At 52.7% G+C, this 15,878-nt stretch carries 18 protein-coding genes; all 18 read left to right on the top strand.

Features of this window, described 5'->3' with window-relative positions:
* Positions 1 to 21 precede the first annotated feature (21 nt).
* The 18 genes from A7K91_RS14505 (at position 22) to trpA (ending at position 15,802) form a co-directional block, all read left to right on the top strand.
* A complete protein-coding gene (locus A7K91_RS14505) occupies positions 22 to 888 on the top strand; it encodes a heptaprenyl diphosphate synthase component 1 (RefSeq protein WP_068683920.1) in 867 nt (288 codons plus the stop codon).
* Between the two features lie 4 nt (positions 889 to 892).
* Positions 893 to 1,612 (top strand): demethylmenaquinone methyltransferase, encoded by a 720-nt coding sequence (locus A7K91_RS14500; protein ID WP_156739567.1) that lies wholly within the window; start codon positions 893 to 895, stop codon positions 1,610 to 1,612.
* Positions 1,609 to 2,478 carry a UbiA-like polyprenyltransferase gene (locus A7K91_RS14495; protein ID WP_068683918.1) on the top strand — a complete coding sequence of 290 codons (870 nt, stop codon included), beginning with the start codon at positions 1,609 to 1,611 and terminating at the stop codon, positions 2,476 to 2,478. Before A7K91_RS14500 ends, A7K91_RS14495 begins: the two co-directional genes overlap by 4 nt.
* Positions 2,478 to 3,140 carry a UbiX family flavin prenyltransferase gene (locus A7K91_RS14490; protein WP_068683913.1) on the top strand — a complete coding sequence of 221 codons (663 nt, stop codon included), beginning with the start codon at positions 2,478 to 2,480 and terminating at the stop codon, positions 3,138 to 3,140. Before A7K91_RS14495 ends, A7K91_RS14490 begins: the two co-directional genes overlap by 1 nt.
* A complete protein-coding gene (locus A7K91_RS14485; protein WP_068683911.1) occupies positions 3,109 to 3,969 on the top strand; it encodes a menaquinone biosynthesis protein in 861 nt (286 codons plus the stop codon). Before A7K91_RS14490 ends, A7K91_RS14485 begins: the two co-directional genes overlap by 32 nt.
* A complete protein-coding gene (locus tag A7K91_RS14480) occupies positions 3,966 to 4,940 on the top strand; it encodes a polyprenyl synthetase family protein (protein ID WP_068683909.1) in 975 nt (324 codons plus the stop codon). Before A7K91_RS14485 ends, A7K91_RS14480 begins: the two co-directional genes overlap by 4 nt.
* Before the next feature lie 22 nt (positions 4,941 to 4,962).
* Positions 4,963 to 5,406 (top strand): nucleoside-diphosphate kinase, encoded by a 444-nt coding sequence (ndk, locus tag A7K91_RS14475; protein WP_068684475.1) that lies wholly within the window; start codon positions 4,963 to 4,965, stop codon positions 5,404 to 5,406.
* Positions 5,407 to 5,427: 21 nt separating this feature from the next.
* The gene (locus tag A7K91_RS14470; protein ID WP_068683907.1) at positions 5,428 to 6,207 is read left to right on the top strand and encodes a CheR family methyltransferase; all 780 of its coding nucleotides are present in this window, start codon (positions 5,428 to 5,430) and stop codon (positions 6,205 to 6,207) included.
* A gap of 88 nt (positions 6,208 to 6,295) precedes the next feature.
* A complete protein-coding gene (locus A7K91_RS26110) occupies positions 6,296 to 6,478 on the top strand; it encodes a hypothetical protein (protein WP_082967468.1) in 183 nt (60 codons plus the stop codon).
* Positions 6,479 to 6,671: 193 nt separating this feature from the next.
* The gene (gene aroC, locus A7K91_RS14460) at positions 6,672 to 7,841 is read left to right on the top strand and encodes a chorismate synthase (protein ID WP_068683903.1); all 1,170 of its coding nucleotides are present in this window, start codon (positions 6,672 to 6,674) and stop codon (positions 7,839 to 7,841) included.
* 3 nt (positions 7,842 to 7,844) lie between these two features.
* A complete protein-coding gene (gene aroB / locus A7K91_RS14455) occupies positions 7,845 to 8,939 on the top strand; it encodes a 3-dehydroquinate synthase (protein ID WP_068683901.1) in 1,095 nt (364 codons plus the stop codon).
* A 6-nt stretch (positions 8,940 to 8,945) separates the two neighbouring features.
* A complete protein-coding gene (aroH, locus tag A7K91_RS14450; RefSeq protein WP_068683899.1) occupies positions 8,946 to 9,311 on the top strand; it encodes a chorismate mutase in 366 nt (121 codons plus the stop codon).
* A gap of 400 nt (positions 9,312 to 9,711) precedes the next feature.
* On the top strand, positions 9,712 to 11,289 hold the full coding sequence (trpE, locus tag A7K91_RS14445) for an anthranilate synthase component I (RefSeq protein ID WP_068684473.1): 1,578 nt from the start codon (positions 9,712 to 9,714) through the stop codon (positions 11,287 to 11,289).
* Position 11,290: 1 nt separating this feature from the next.
* Complete coding sequence (gene trpD / locus A7K91_RS14440) at positions 11,291 to 12,337, top strand: anthranilate phosphoribosyltransferase (RefSeq protein WP_068683897.1); 1,047 nt, start codon at positions 11,291 to 11,293, stop codon at positions 12,335 to 12,337.
* Complete coding sequence (gene trpC / locus A7K91_RS14435; RefSeq protein ID WP_068683895.1) at positions 12,324 to 13,121, top strand: indole-3-glycerol phosphate synthase TrpC; 798 nt, start codon at positions 12,324 to 12,326, stop codon at positions 13,119 to 13,121. Before trpD ends, trpC begins: the two co-directional genes overlap by 14 nt.
* On the top strand, positions 13,118 to 13,807 hold the full coding sequence (locus A7K91_RS14430) for a phosphoribosylanthranilate isomerase (RefSeq protein ID WP_068683893.1): 690 nt from the start codon (positions 13,118 to 13,120) through the stop codon (positions 13,805 to 13,807). The genes trpC and A7K91_RS14430 overlap by 4 nt, the downstream gene beginning before the upstream one ends.
* The gene (gene trpB / locus A7K91_RS14425) at positions 13,804 to 15,009 is read left to right on the top strand and encodes a tryptophan synthase subunit beta (protein ID WP_068683891.1); all 1,206 of its coding nucleotides are present in this window, start codon (positions 13,804 to 13,806) and stop codon (positions 15,007 to 15,009) included. The genes A7K91_RS14430 and trpB overlap by 4 nt, the downstream gene beginning before the upstream one ends.
* Positions 14,996 to 15,802 (top strand): tryptophan synthase subunit alpha, encoded by an 807-nt coding sequence (trpA, locus tag A7K91_RS14420; RefSeq protein ID WP_068683889.1) that lies wholly within the window; start codon positions 14,996 to 14,998, stop codon positions 15,800 to 15,802. Before trpB ends, trpA begins: the two co-directional genes overlap by 14 nt.
* The last annotated feature ends 76 nt before the right edge of the window (positions 15,803 to 15,878 follow it).

Here is a 15,878-nt window from a genome sequence, read left to right as displayed (position 1 = left end):
TTATGTTCGGAGGCTTCTACCATGAAAACTTACCGTATTCCGGAACTGGCGGAACACTACACTAAACACGATATGATTCAAAGCCATGCGGAGCTGCCCCCGCTGTCAAGTCCCAGGTTGCGCATACTTTACGCGGCGCTGGAGCAGGATGGCGCCATCAAGGGGCGCAGTGAGTTGTACACGCTAGCGACATCTTTGGTACAGCTTGGCATGGATACCCATGACTTGATTGATGTGGATACCCGCAAGCAACGGGAAAGCAAAATGAGAACGAGACAGCTTAACGTCCTTGCCGGGGACTACTTCAGCGCCCGTTTCTATCATTTGCTTGCGGCTGCGGGGCAAATCGACATGATAGCCAGACTAAGCCAGGCGGTATGCGAGGTCAATCGCATCAAGGTTAATCTGTACACTCGGATGCGGGGATTGAAAATAAACGCCGACGAGTATTATGGTTATGCTGTTGAGCTGAAGAGCGAGATGTTTCAGCATTTTGCGAATTTGCTGAACGGGCAATCCGCGCGTTTATGGCCGGAGCTGCTGGGAGGCGTTGCCCGTTGCGAGGTTGCGATCGAGGAAATCGGACGCAGTGAAAACCCTGACCGTTTCGAGCAGGGCTGGGCTTACTGGCATCTTCTTCAGGTCGGCAATGAAGAGGAGCGCCATCAGCTGGCTTACGGCAAAACGGATCATGGGCATTTTTTCGAGCTCGTTCAGAAATACGACGTAACAAGCCAGCTTGCGGCTAAGTTCAGGCAAGCCGCTGATGCTGTTAGCAGCGTGGCGGCAAGGCTTGAATCAGGAGGACTGGCCGGCGAGCTGAACAGCATAGTGGACCATTTTGCCAGCAAGCTTGGCGCTTGGCCCGCACTTAACGAAACGAGGTGAAACCGTGAGCAACGACGCCAAAAGCCATGTACATGCCCTGTTTGAGACGGTTGCGCCCAAATATGACTTCATGAATGACGTCATCAGCTTCCGCAGACATAAGGCCTGGCGCAAATTTACGATGAACAAAATGGCTGTCAAGCCAGGCGACGATGCGCTGGATATTTGCTGCGGAACCTGCGATTGGACCATTGACCTTGCAAAGGCGAGCGAAAGCGGAAGAATTGTAGGTCTTGACTTCAGCCACAATATGCTGCAGGTTGGCCGCGAGAAAATTGCAGCTTCCGGCTTGCAGAACAGCATCGAGCTGGTGCAGGGCAATGCGATGAGCCTGCCGTTTGCAGACAACAGCTTTGACTATGTGACCGTCGGCTTTGGCCTGCGCAATGTGCCTGATTATTTGCAGGTGCTCAAAGAAATGACCAGAGTTGTCAGACCTGGCGGCAAGGTCGTTTGCCTGGAGCTGTCCAAGCCTACCTGGCAGCCGTTCAAAAGCATTTATTATTTTTATTTCGAGCGGGTAATGCCGCAATTCGGCAAACTGCTTGCAAAAAGATTTAAGGAATATCAGTGGCTTCCGGATTCCCTGAAGCTGTTTCCGAACCATAAGGAGCTGGCGGAGCTTTATACGCAGGCCGGCTTGGAGAAAATCGATATTTCTTTGTTCTTTGGCGGCGTAGCCGCTCTTCATATGGGAACGAAGGGATCTGAAATTGGGCAATGATACGCAAATTACGCATTATTCTTGAAATGATTAAGTTTGAACATACCATCTTTGCGCTCCCGTTTGCTTATCTGGGCGCAATTTTGGGCACTATCGTTCTGGATAATCGTCTGCCGTCATGGGCGGAAATTGGCTGGATTTCCTTGGCCATGTTTGGCGCAAGAAGCGCCGCCATGAGCCTTAACCGGTTAATCGACAAGGCGATAGATCTAAAAAATCCAAGGACAAAAGACCGCGCCTTGCCTGCCGGAATATTAAAATCCGCAGAGGTGCTGCTTTTTGTAGCGATATCCTTCGGCATGCTGTTTCTCGGAGCGGCCAATCTGGACCCGATCGCCATGCAATTAATGCCGATCGCTGTTTTTTTTCTCGTTATCTATTCCTACACAAAACGTTTTACATGGCTTTGCCATTTGTTTCTTGGCGTAACCATCGCCCTGTCGCCGCTGGGCGGCTGGCTGTCGGTAACCGGGCAAATTCATCCTGCCGCTTGGATTTTGTTCGGCACGGTTGCGCTTTGGATCGCGGGTTTTGATATTGTTTACGCGACTCAGGATTATGAATACGACCGCAGCAACGGCGTTCATTCCATTCCGGCAAGGTTCGGCCTCTCAGGCGCGCTTTGGATCGCCCGGGCCTTGCATATTGTAACTGGGATCGGGTTTGTGGCGCTGTTCTGGGTAGCCGATTTGGGCTGGCTTTATTTGGCTGGCGTCCTGCTTTCGCTGGCGCTGCTTTTTTATCAGCATTACATGGTCAGGGCAGATGATTTATCCCGGGTGCAAACGGCGTTTTTCGGTATGAACGGGACGCTTAGCGTCGTGCTGTTCGCCTTTGCGCTGCTCGATGTGGTGGTGTTTCGTTAATGGCAGAGAAACAAAAGGGAACTGCCCCGCACCATAACAGGTGGGTTGTCGGCATTACCGGAGCCAGCGGCTCCATATATGGGATTAGATTGGCGGAGGAGCTGCTGAAGCGCGACAAAGAGGTTCATCTTGTCGTAACGGAAGCCGGATGGCGGGTACTGAAGGAAGAAATGGGCTGGCAAGCATCCAAGCGTCCTCAAATGCTTCAAGACCGCTTTGGGGAGTTCGTTGTCAATGGAAGGCTGGTTTATCATCCCAATAGCGACATCGGGGCATCTATAGCAAGCGGCTCCTTCCGCGTTAGCGGAATGGTGGTGGCCCCTTGCTCTATGGGAACTTTGTCATCCATCGCTCACGGCATATCCGACGATCTGATGACAAGAGCCGCAGATGTTATGCTTAAGGAGAGGCGGCGGCTGCTGCTGGTGCCGCGGGAAACGCCCCTGCACGCGATTCATCTGGAAAACATGTTGACCCTGGCAAGGCTTGGCGTTACAATTCTTCCTGCCATGCCCGCTTTTTACTATAAGCCGCAAAGCATGGATGAGATGATCAATTTCCTTGTTGGCAAAGTACTGGACAGCATGGATGTGGAGCATGATTTGTACAGAAGATGGGGAGATGAGCAGTATGGGCTTGAAACGCCCGATCATCATCGGTGAAATTGATTACGCAAATGCCTGGCCGTTATTTCATGGCCTGGATGACAAAGGAATGGACGGGCTTTACCGGCTGGTAGCCGCAGTGCCTTCGAAGCTAAATGGAATGTTGTCTGCCGGAGAGCTGGACGTATCGGCGATATCCTCTTTTTCTTATGGAAAACATGTCGATCAATATACGCTGCTTCCCGGCTTGTCGGTTGGCACGGTTGGACGGGTCCATTCCATTTTGCTGTTTTTGAAGCAGCCGATCGCCAAGGCAAAGCCAGGCACCATTGCCGTCACGACAACATCCGAAACGTCGGTCAATTTGCTGAAAATCATTATGGCTAAACGATTTCAGTGTAATCCCAGCTATATCCCGGCGGAGCCGAATCTGGATGAAATGCTGAAAACAGCGGATGCTGCATTGCTGATCGGGGACCCTGCCATTGCCGCCTCCTGGCAAAACCATTCCTACGAGGTTTTGGATCTTGGCCAGCTGTGGCAGGAATGGACGGGGCTGGGCATGACCTATGCCGTCGTAGCCGCACGCAAGGAAGCGGTGGAGAAAAACCCGGACGGCATTGCGGATGTATATCGCTTACTTAAAGAATGCAGAATCAGAAACTGCGCTGAGACGGAGCCGCTTGTTGACGAAGCTTGCTCGCGGCTTGGCGGAACGCGCGACTATTGGCGCATGTATTTTGAAACGCTGCAATACGATTTTTGCCCTCGGCTGCAAGAAGGGCTGGAGCTTTATTTCCGGCTAGCCAAAGAGATGGAGCTGCTGCCGCAGGACGTCAAGTTATCCTTTTTGGAACTACAATCCCCTCTAAAGGTGAAGGAATGAAACTATTAGATCTGTATGCCAAAATGAAAGGCGATCTATCTGTGATCGAGCAGGAGCTGGAGCGCAGCGTCAGCGATGACCATATGCTGCTCAGCGAAGCGTCCATGCACCTGCTGAAAGCGGGCGGCAAGCGAATAAGGCCCGTGTTCGTGCTGCTTGCAGGGAAATTCGGAGACTACAATCTCGATGTGCTGAAGCGGGTTGCCGTTCCGCTTGAGCTGATACATATGGCTTCGCTTGTCCATGACGATGTCATTGATGACGCAGACACCCGCAGAGGGCAGCCCACCGTTAAATCGAAGTGGGACAACCGTATCGCGATGTATACGGGAGACTATATACATGGCCGAGCTCTCAGCATAGCAACGGAGCTTCCCAATCCCCGGATTCATCAGCTATTATCCAAAGCGCTTGTGCAAATGTGTATTGGCGAGATGGAGCAAATCCGCGATTTTTTCAACACGGAGCAAACCATGCGTCAATATTTGCTGCGCATTCGCAGAAAAACGGCATTGCTGATCGCAATCAGCTGTGAGCTTGGGGCAGTGGCGACGGGGGTAAGCCGGACGCATTCCAGCGCGCTATACCGGTTTGGCTACAACGTCGGGATGGCTTTTCAAATCCGTGATGATTTGCTTGATTTGTACGGCACAGAAAAGCAGATCGGCAAACCGCCAGGCTCTGATATGCGGCAAGGCAATATAACGCTTCCTGTATTGCTTGCGCTGAGGGATCAGAAGATTCGCGGTCCCTTGTTAAACGAAATCAGTATGATTCGTTCACAGGAAGGGATGGCTGACACGCGCAGGGCTATTACGCTTATCAGGAACAGCGAAGGAGGAGAGCTGGCGGACGAAATGGCGAATCGCTATATTGCCAAAGCGCTTGAAGCCCTTAACGATTTGCCTGCGATTCCCGCTCGCAAAAACCTGATCGACATCGCCCATTTTGTGGGCAAGCGTAATTATTAATAAATGGAGGGATGAAGTGGGCATGGAACAGACATTTCTAATGATCAAACCAGACGGCGTCCAGCGCGGACTTATCGGTGAAATTGTTTCCCGGTTTGAACGCAAGGGGCTGCAGCTGAAAGCAGCGAAATTCATGGTCATTTCGCGAGAGCTTGCGGAAAATCATTATGCCGAGCATAAAGGCAAAGATTTTTATGAGCGGCTGCTGTCTTTTATTTCATCCGGTCCGGTATTTGCCATGGTATGGAGCGGAGATAATGCTATTGCCCTGACCAGAGCGTTGATTGGAAAAACCAATGCCGTCGATGCGGCTCCTGGCACGATTCGCTCCGACTTTGCCGTACATACCAACTTTAATTTGATTCACGGTTCCGATTCGCCGGAAAACGCAAAACGCGAAATCAGCTTGTTTTTTGCCCCTCACGAGCTTGTGGAATACGAGCATAGCATTCAGCGGTGGATTTAGCCACGCGACCAGGAGGCCAATATGTCCGAGGACCAGGATTTCATACAGTTTATTACACGCATCAAACGGAAAACGGATATTGATTTGTCGCAGTATAAGGAAGCGCAAATGAAACGGCGTCTCACTACACTCCGCATGAAGCACGGCTATTCCACCTTTGCGGCCTATGGCGAAGCGCTGGAATCAAGCCGCGCGCTAATGAATGAATTTTTGGATCGGATGACCATCAACGTTTCCGAATTTTGGCGCAACCCGGGAAGATGGGAGGTGCTGATGAATACATTTTTGCCCAAGATGATTCAGCACAGCGCCAAGCCGAAAATTTGGAGCGCCGCTTGCTCCACAGGCGAGGAGCCTTATACGCTGGCGATGATTTTGTCGGAGCTGGGCGTTTTGGAAAAATCGATGCTCCTTGCCACCGATCTTGATAACGGCGTGTTGGCCAAAGCTCAGGAAGGCGTCTATCTGGAGCGATCTCTCCGCGACGTTCCGGCTAAATGCCGCAAGCAATATTTTTCCGAGTCGGAGGGCGCTTTCCATGTGTCGGACAAGCTGAAGAAAGCCGTAACCTTCCGTCAGCAAAATTTGCTGCATGATAAGTTCGACAGCGGCTTTGACCTCATTGTGTGCAGGAATGTTATGATCTATTTTACAGAGGAAGCCAAGCATTCGCTCTATCATAAATTTTCCGCTGCGCTCCGTCCGGGAGGACTTCTGTTTGTTGGAAGCACGGAACAAATTTTTTCTCCGGCGCAATATGGCTTTGAAACGGCGGATACGTTTTTTTATCGCCGGGTATAGCCCCTTTCAACTTCTCCTATACTAGGAACAGGCACTTCCTGTGCATGTTTTAAAAGCAGCAGCTCCTGGATATGGAGGGAGACGGACAATGGACAAGCGCAAAGTCATTTCTGCTTATCGCCGAGGAGACATTACGATACAGGAATGCGCGCAAATTATTGGTTTAGAGGGAAGGCAAATGAAGGAATTGATGAAGGTCTGGACACGGAGCATGGACGCGGGTTTGGCCGCAACAGCGGCCAGGCGGGACGTTCTGCAGCCTCATCAATAACGGCGGCCGAAGCCGGGAATCCATTGCTGAAATGGGCTCCCGGCTCCTTTTTGCCCATTTGCTCTGACGCGTTGAAGCAAAAAAATAGTTTTCTTGTCAAACGGTCGGTGCTGTACTATAATGAGCAAAGATGTTACGGGATAAAGACAACGCCTGACGCCAACTGGCCTGGCATTGAAGGAGGAGCTTTTACTTGAGTTTACGCTATTTGACAGCTGGAGAAACCCACGGTCCGCAGCTGACCGCCATTATAGAGGGATTGCCAAGCAATCTGACCCTTGATTTTGAAGAGCTGAATTTCCAGCTTCATCGTCGGCAGAAGGGTCACGGCCGCGGCCGCAGAATGCAAATCGAAAAGGATACGGCAGCTATTGTTGGCGGCGTTCGTCATGGCCGGACAACAGGCGCTCCTGTTGCATTGGTTGTAGAAAACAATGACTGGAAGCACTGGACTTCCGTTATGAACATTGAACCCATTGAAGGCAGCGACGAGGAAAAACGCCGTGTGCATCGTCCTCGCCCCGGCCACGCCGATTTGAACGGCGGCTTGAAATACAACCTGAAGGATCTGCGCAACGTATTGGAGCGTTCAAGCGCTCGCGAGACGGCTGCGCGCGTTGCCGTCGGGGCTGTTGCCCGTCAGCTTCTGGCCGAGTTTGGCATCAAGGTTGCCGGACAAGTGATTTCCATCGGCGAAATTCAGGCTCCGCCCAATCAGCTTCCCGTAGATGAGCTGATCCGTCTGACGGAGGAATCCTCCGTTCGCGTGGTGGACAAGGAGACCGAGGAAAAAATGACCGCGTACATTGATCAAATCAAGGCTGAAGGCGATTCCATCGGCGGCATTGTTGAATGTATCGTCGAAGGCGTTCCGATTGGTCTTGGCAGCCATGTCCAATGGGACCGCAAGCTGGATGGACGAATTGCCGGAGCCGTTGTTTCCATTAATGCCTTCAAAGGCTGCGAAATTGGCATCGGCTTTGAAGCGGCCCGTTTGCGGGGCTCTCAGGTGCATGATGAAATCATGTATAACGAGGAGAAGGGATACCATCGCGCCTCTAACCGTCTTGGCGGCTTTGAAGGCGGCATGACAAATGGCGAGCAAATTGTCGTTCGCGGCGTTATGAAGCCGATTCCAACCTTGTACAAGCCGCTCAGGAGCGTAGATATCGACACTAAGGAGCCTTTTACCGCACAGGTTGAGCGTTCCGACAGCTGCGCCGTTCCGGCTGCAAGCGTTGTGATGGAGCATGTTGTGGCCTGGGAAGTGGCCAAAGCATTCCTGGAGAAGTTTGGCGGAGACTCCATGGAGGAAATTCGCGCCAATCTGAAAAGCTATCAAGAGCAATTGGAGCGGTATTAGACGATGCGCAGCGTACACGTTGATCTTGGCGACCGTTCCTATCCCATCTATATAGGAGAGGGCCTTCTGCAGGAGGCTTCCTCCTACTTTATAAAACATGGCGTAAGCACCAAGTCTCCTCTTATGATTGTGACCGACAGCAAGGTTGCCCCGCATTATTTGGAAGCTTTGTCTGCCAATCTGGCGCAAGGCGGCTTCACGGTGGCAGCTGCGGCTGTGCCGTCCGGCGAAAGCTCCAAAAGCTTGGCTATGCTGGAGGAACTGGTCACCAAAGCGCTGGAAGCGGGCTTGGACCGCAAGTCTGCCATTGTTGCTTTAGGGGGCGGCGTGGTTGGCGATTTGGCCGGGTTTGCGGCAGCATCCTATATGCGTGGAATTAAATTTATTCAAATTCCTACAACGATTCTGGCTCATGACAGCAGTGTCGGCGGCAAGGTTGCGGTTAACCATCCCCTTGCCAAAAACATTATCGGAGCTTTTCATCAGCCGGAGTTTGTCCTGTATGATCTGTCTACGCTCAAAACGCTGCCGCCACGCGAGGTTTCTTCGGGACTTGCCGAGGTCGTTAAACACGGCCTGATCTGGGATGCGGAGTTTACAGCCTGGTGTGAGGAAAATGCAAACCGGCTGCTAGAGCTGGATGCCGACGCCTTGGGTTACGCCTTGTTCAAGGGCTGCGGAGTGAAAGCGAATGTGGTTTCGCAGGATGAACGGGAAAGCGGCTTGCGCGCCATTCTGAATTTGGGCCATACAATCGGTCATGCGCTGGAGGCTGTGGCTGGCTACAACGAGCTGCAGCATGGCGAGGCGATTTCTATCGGCATGATTGGCTCCGCGAAGCTTGGCGTGCGATATGGCGCGCCTGTCGAGGTTTATGAAACCACGAAGCGAGCGCTTCAGAGCTGCGGCTTGCCGGTTGCCGTGCCGGCGCATATGGATACCGATGCCATTATGGCGGCGCTGATGCACGACAAGAAATTTTCGGAGGGCACAGCCGTTTTTGTTGTTCCGACTTCAATTGGTTCTGTCGAGATCAAGCCGGATGTTCCGTTAGCGTGGGTGAGGGAAATCGTTGAGGAATTAAAACGGGAGGCATAAACAGCTATGAGTGTACGGGGAATACGTGGAGCAGTTACGGTTGAAGCCAATGATGCGGCGCAAATTGCCGATGCGACCAAAACCATGGTTATGGAAGTTATGGCTCAAAACGAGGTGCTGCCTGAGGATATTTGCAGTGTATTGATTACGGTGACGGGCGATCTGGACCAGGCTTTCCCGGCACAAAGCATCCGCCAGCTGCCTGGCTGGGAGCTTGTGCCCTTGATGTGCGCTTTGGAGGTTCCTGTAAAGGGCAGCCTTGAGCGTTGTATCCGGCTTATGGTAACGGTAAATACGGACAAGTCGCAGCGTGACATCAAGCATATTTATCTTGGGGGCGCCAAGGCGCTTCGACCGGATTTGAGCAAGTAAAACACCCTGTTCCGATGCTGGCTGTACGCCAGGCTTGCCGTGTAATGGGAAGTTAACTTTTTGAACAACCTTAACTAGCGGTTGACGCGGGGCATCCTTTTGAATTATATTAATACGCATAGAATGAGTTAGAGCAGAGCAGGTTTTTAGCTGAGACGAGATGAGAAGAGCATAGAGCGAGTGCAAGAAGGTAGATCAGATAAGAGCCAGAAGGCTTGAGCAGAGAGTTCGGGATGAACTAAACATGCTTCTCTTTGCTGTTGGTCTTTACCGTATTGCAGGGCTGCAGAACATCAACAGCCATCTTCATCATTCTCCTATCACAAGCCCCCCTGCTCAGGCAGGGGCTTTTTTATTGGGCGAAAATGAGATTTTATTTGATGGATGGAGGTTGTTTGCAATGTCAAACGAATTGAAGCAGGTTCAAAAGCTGGCGGAAACATATAATCTGATTCCCATTGTCCGACATGTGATGGCGGATACGGAAACGCCAATTTCGATTTTTCAGCAATTTGCGCGCGAGGAACACGCCTTTTTGCTGGAGAGCGTAGAAGGGGGCGCCAAATGGGCGCGATATTCCTTTATCGGCAACGACCCTTTTCTGAAGCTGCATGGAAAAAACGGCAAGATGGTGCTGGAGCACGGAGGAGAAACAACGGTGCTGGACGATAAGCCGATTGAGCTGCTTAAAGCCAAGCTGCGTTCGTTCAGAAGTCCGGCTCTGCCGGAGCTGCCGCCCTTTACCGGAGGGGCCATCGGATTTTTTGGATACGACCTGCTTCAATATTATGAAAATTTGCCGCCTCATAAAACGGATGATCTGGACATGGACGACTTGCAATTTATGTTTTGCGATCAGGTTATCGTTTTTGACCATTTCAAGCAGCAGCTGCAAATCATCGGCAATGTCCATATTCCTGCGGGCGCAACCGATGCTGATATAGAAAAAAGCTATAATGATACATCAGCCAAGCTGAATCGATTGATTAGCCGGCTCAGAGAGCCGATAAAGGCTCTGCCGTCCATGAGCGGGACCTATCCTCCGGACCCTGAGCTCGGCAATGTACAATCCAATTTGACGAAGGAGCAGTTTATTGCGAACGTTGAAAGCGCCAAGGAATATATACGCGCGGGCGATATTTTTCAAGTGGTGCTGTCGCAGCGCTTCAGCGTTGAAACGGAGGTAGACCCGCTGGCTGTTTACCGCGTTTTGCGAACGATGAATCCTTCCCCTTATATGTACTATTTGAAGATGGGAGAAGAGGTTATTGTAGGCACTTCGCCTGAAGCGCTTGTCAAAATCCGCGGCGATCATGTGGAGACAAGGCCGATTGCAGGCACCAGACCCCGCGGCGCAACGCCGGAGGAGGATGAAGCGCTGGAGCGCGATTTGCTTGCCGACGAGAAGGAACGGGCGGAGCATTTGATGCTGGTGGATTTGGGAAGAAATGATATTGGCCGGGTGTCTAGGTTTGGTACGGTGAAATGCGATTCTTTTATGGAGATTGAGCGTTATTCTCATGTCATGCATATTGTTTCCAATGTATCGGGCAAGCTGAGCCCGGATAAAGACTTTTTTGATGCCTTCATCTCCTGCTTGCCTGCGGGAACCGTATCGGGAGCGCCCAAGCTGCGCGCAATGGAAATCATTGCGGAGCTTGAGAATGAAGCGCGCGGCGCTTATGCTGGAGCAATCGGCTATTTGGGCTTTGGCGGCACGATGGATACGTGCATCACAATTCGGACGATCATTTTTAAAAACGGAAAGGCTTATGTTCAGAGCGGAGCGGGGATTGTATGGGATTCTGTGCCGGAAAATGAATACATGGAAACGATCAATAAAGCCAAGGCGCTTTTAAAGGCCATTCGAGCGGCTGAAGCCAGCTTTGGCGAATTAACTCCTGCTGCGGGGAAGCCTTTTTCCGGCTCTTCCATTAATTCCGATTACGAGGTTCCTGCCGGAAGGGAGAAGGTTTAATATGAACTCTCCACTTACGATGCAAAGAGCGCTTGGCGCTTTGATGGAAGGCCGCAGCCTTGGCCGGGAAGAGGCAACCGCTGTAATGAGCTGTATCATGAGCGGCGAAGCAACGGCTGCGCAAATAGCCGCTGTTGCAACGGCGCTGCGAATGAAGGGTGAAACAAAGGACGAAATTACAGGATTCGCTGCGGCGATGAGACAGCATTCCAGCCATGTGGTGACGGACTATAAGGAGCTGCTGGACACATGCGGAACGGGCGGCTCGGGCATTCATAAATTTAACATTTCAACGGCTTCTTCCATTATAGCGGCGGCGGCCGGAATCAAGGTAGCCAAACACGGGAACCGCGCCATGTCGGGAAAATCCGGGAGCGCGGACGTTTTGGAGGCGCTGGGCGTCAAGCTGGACCTGTCTCCGGAAGCCGCCGCGGAGTGCCTCCGGGAAATAGGCATTTGCTTTATGTTCGCCCAGCTGTACCATCCTTCGCTGAAGCATGCAGCCGGACCGCGCCGGGAGCTGGGAGTGCGGACCATATTCAATATGCTGGGACCGCTGACCAATCCGGCGGGAGCCGACCGCCAGCTCTTGGGGCTGTACGACCGCTCCCGCACGGAAACGATTGCAGAGGTGCTGGGCGAGCTTGGCTTGCGTCAGGCGCTTGTTGTGAGCAGCCATGACGGCCTGGACGAAATCAGCATATCCGCGCCGACGCAGGTATCTGAGCTGAAAAACGGCGTAGTGAAAACCTATGATGTAACACCGGAGGAGCTTGGTTTTGCCCGGTATTCCATCGAGGACGTAAAAGGCGGAGAAGCAGACGTTAACGCGGCTCTCATTCGCCGTGTATTCCTCGGCGAGGAAACAGGGGCCTACCGCGATATCGTGCTTGCCAATGCCGGCGCGTGCATCTATATCGGCGGTTTGGCTTCATCCATCGCTGAAGGAGCAAAGCTTGCAGGGCAAATAATCGACACAGGCAAAGCCTCCGCCAAGCTGGAGCAGTTAATTCAAATGACAGGGGAGTTGGCCCATGTTTCTAGATAAAATCGTTACCACCAAAAAAGCCGAGGTTGAGGAGCTTGCCGCCTCGTTCTGGCTGGCGGATTGCGAGCGCCGCATTGCGGAGCTTCAGCCTTGCCGCGGTTTTGAAAACGCGCTTTCGGCAAACCGGCGCAAGCGCGATATGGGACTGATTGCCGAGGTGAAAAAGGCTTCCCCCTCCAAAGGGCTGATCCGGCCGGATTTTCATCCCGTACAGCTGGCGTCTTCTTATGAAGCGGCAGGTGCGGACTGCATTTCCGTTTTGACGGATAGAGATTATTTTCAAGGCGCGAATGATTACTTGACCCAGGTCAGGGAGGCGGTCTCTCTGCCGCTGCTTCGCAAAGATTTTACGATCGACTACCGGCAAATTTATGAGGCGCGTCTGATCGGCGCGGATGCCATATTGCTTATTGCTGCTATTTTGTCCGACGAAAAGCTTAAGGAATTCCATGACTTGGCCAAGGCGCTTGGCCTGGACGTATTGGTCGAGGTTCATAACGAGGAAGAGCTGGATTCGGTTCTGTCCATGGGCAAAGCAACGCTTGTTGGCATTAACAACCGTGATTTGAAATCCTTTGTTACGGATTTGAAAACAACGGAAAGACTGATCGGCTCCATACCGGACAACGTGCTGGTCATTAGCGAAAGCGGCATTGCCGGGAACGGGGATATGGATTATCTGCAAAGCATTGGTGCGCAAGGGGTGCTGATCGGCGAGCATTTTATGCGCCAGCCTGATGTCAGTGAAGCCGTGGAAAGCTTGATGGGACCGGTGAAGGGATGACAAGCCGGGAAACCCGCATCAAAATTTGCGGTTTGAGGGACGAAGGCATCATTGCCGAAATGGACGGTTTGCCCATCCATGAAATCGGCTTTGTTTTTGCTCCAAGCAAAAGAAGAGTAAGTGCGGCGCAGGCCGCTGCATTGATCCGGAGCGTGCATGAAATCAGCGGAGCGGGCGGCGTTTCGCCGCGAACCGTTGGCGTATTTGTCAACGCCGCCCCGCCGGAGCTGGATGGGATTCTGGATATCGCGCCGCTGGACGTTGTGCAGCTGCATGGCGACGAATCGCCGGATTATTGCCGGGAGCTGAAATCCCGCCATCCAGATGTTTTGATATGGCGCGTCATCTCCGTCAAGGAAACGGCTTCGGGCGATGAGGCGGCGCGGAGCGATGCAGAAGCAAAGCTGCGGCCTTATGGGGGTATAATCGATGCTTGCTTGATTGACGCGCCGGGCGGCGGTACGGGGCATCCCTTTAATTGGGCGGTTATTGAGGCTTACAAGGCAGCGGCGCAGGAAGCGGGCGTACCACTCTATGTAGCGGGAGGACTCCGCGAGGAGAATGTGCAGGAGCTATTGCTGAACCATAACCCGGACGGCGTCGACGTGTCCAGCGGAGTAGAATCAGACGGAGTGAAGGATATACACAAAATAAGAGCATTTGTGAGAAAGGTGATTCAATCATGACACAAATACCGGACAGCAGCGGACGGTTTGGCAAGTTTGGCGGCAGATATGTGCCGGAGACGCTGATGAATGCCCTCCTGGAGCTGGAGGAGGCTTATACCCATTATTCCAAGGATGAATCGTTTCAGGCCGAAGTGAAAGAGCTGTTATACCGCTATTCCGGCCGGCCAACCTCGCTTTATTACGCGCGCCGGCTGACGGAGCATCTCGGCGGGGCCAAGGTGTATCTCAAGCGCGAGGATTTGAACCATACGGGCGCGCACAAAATTAACAACACGATCGGGCAAGGCGTATTGGCCAAACGAATGGGCAAAACCAAAATTATCGCCGAAACGGGAGCTGGCCAGCACGGCGTCGCCTCCGCTACGATTGCGGCTTTGCTAGGGCTGGAATGCAAGGTGTTTATGGGCGAAGAGGATATGAAGCGGCAGCAGCTGAATGTGTTTCGCATGAATTTGCTGGGCTCCGAGGTTGTGCCTGTAACTTCGGGCACCAGAACGCTGAAGGATGCCTGCAATGAAACGCTGCGTTATTGGGTTAGCCATGTAACGGACACCTATTACATTTTGGGCTCCGTTACGGGTCCGCATCCCTATCCGATGATGGTGCGCGACTTCCAGCGCATCATTGGCGACGAGGCGCGGTCGCAGATGCTGGCAGCGGAAGGCCGCTTGCCTGACTATGTGGTGGCGGCGGTAGGCGGCGGCAGCAATGCGATGGGCATTTTTTATCCGTTTGTCGAGGATGAGGGCGTGCGCTTGCTGGGGGTTGAAGCCGCCGGACGCGGCGTGGACACCAATGAGCATGCCGCAACGATGACCAAGGGCCGCCACGGCGTTTTCCAGGGCTCGCTAAGCTATGTCCTTCAGGACAATCATGGCCAGGTGCTGCCCGCGCATTCCATTTCCGCAGGGCTTGACTATCCCGGCATAGGACCGGAGCATGCCTACCTGAAGGATTCGGGGCGTGCGGAATACGTGCCGATTACAGACGCAGAGGCACTGGAGGCGCTCCAGCTGCTTTCCCGCACGGAAGGCATTATACCGGCGCTGGAGTCCGCCCATGCAATTGCACAAACGCTTAAGCTGGCTCCAACACTGGACAAGGACCAAATTGTTGTTGTTAACCTTTCCGGCCGCGGCGACAAGGATGTAGAAGCAATCATGGGTTATTTGGGAGGCGCAGAACATGAATCTCATTGATCAAACATTTGCCAGGCTGCGAGAGGAAGGGAAAACGGCGCTAATGCCGTTTGTGTCGGTAGGCGACCCCGATCTTGATTTGTCGCTTGATATCCTGAAGCAGCTGCAGCAATCCGGGGCGGATATGATCGAGCTTGGCGTTCCCTACTCCGACCCTCTTGCGGACGGTCCTGTTATACAGCGAGCTTCCGAACGGGCCCTTCGAAGCTCTGTCACGCTCCGCGACTGCATTCTGATGGCAGAGCGGGCCAGAGCGGAAGGCGTAACCATTCCGCTTATTCTGTTTACCTATTACAACCCGGTGCTGCAATTCGGGCTGGAGCCATTTTTTGAGCTGGTAAAGGACAAAGGCATCAGCGGACTGATCATCCCTGATTTGCCGTTGGAGGAAGACAGCGAGGTTCGTACAATGTCGGAAAACTACGGTATCCATCTGATTCCGCTTGTTGCGCCAACCTCTCGAGAGCGCGTTACGGCTATCGCCAAACGGGCAAAAGGATTTGTTTATTGTGTATCCTCCCTTGGCGTAACGGGAGTACGGGCAGAGTTTCACAACGATATCGATCATTTTTTGGCGACGGTGAAGGAAGCTACCGACTTGCCGATCAGCATCGGTTTTGGCATTTCCAGCCGGGAGCAGGTGGAGCGCTTTGAGGCGCTCTGCGACGGAGTTGTTGTAGGCAGCGCGATTGTAAGAGTGATCGAGGAGTCGCTTCCTCTGCTGCATGACCCGGCGACCAAGGCGGAAGGGCTGCAAAGAATCGGGCAATTTGTTTCGCAGCTGAAGGGATAATGACGGCATTCATCCATTCATTGCAATAACATGGAGAGAAGCAGAAAATAAGCCCTGATGATAGATTTGACGAATT

It is taken from the genome of Paenibacillus oryzae, from assembly GCF_001675045.1.
Taxonomy (GTDB): domain Bacteria; phylum Bacillota; class Bacilli; order Paenibacillales; family Paenibacillaceae; genus Pristimantibacillus; species Pristimantibacillus oryzae.
This window is presented reverse-complemented; position numbering and strand designations above follow the sequence as displayed.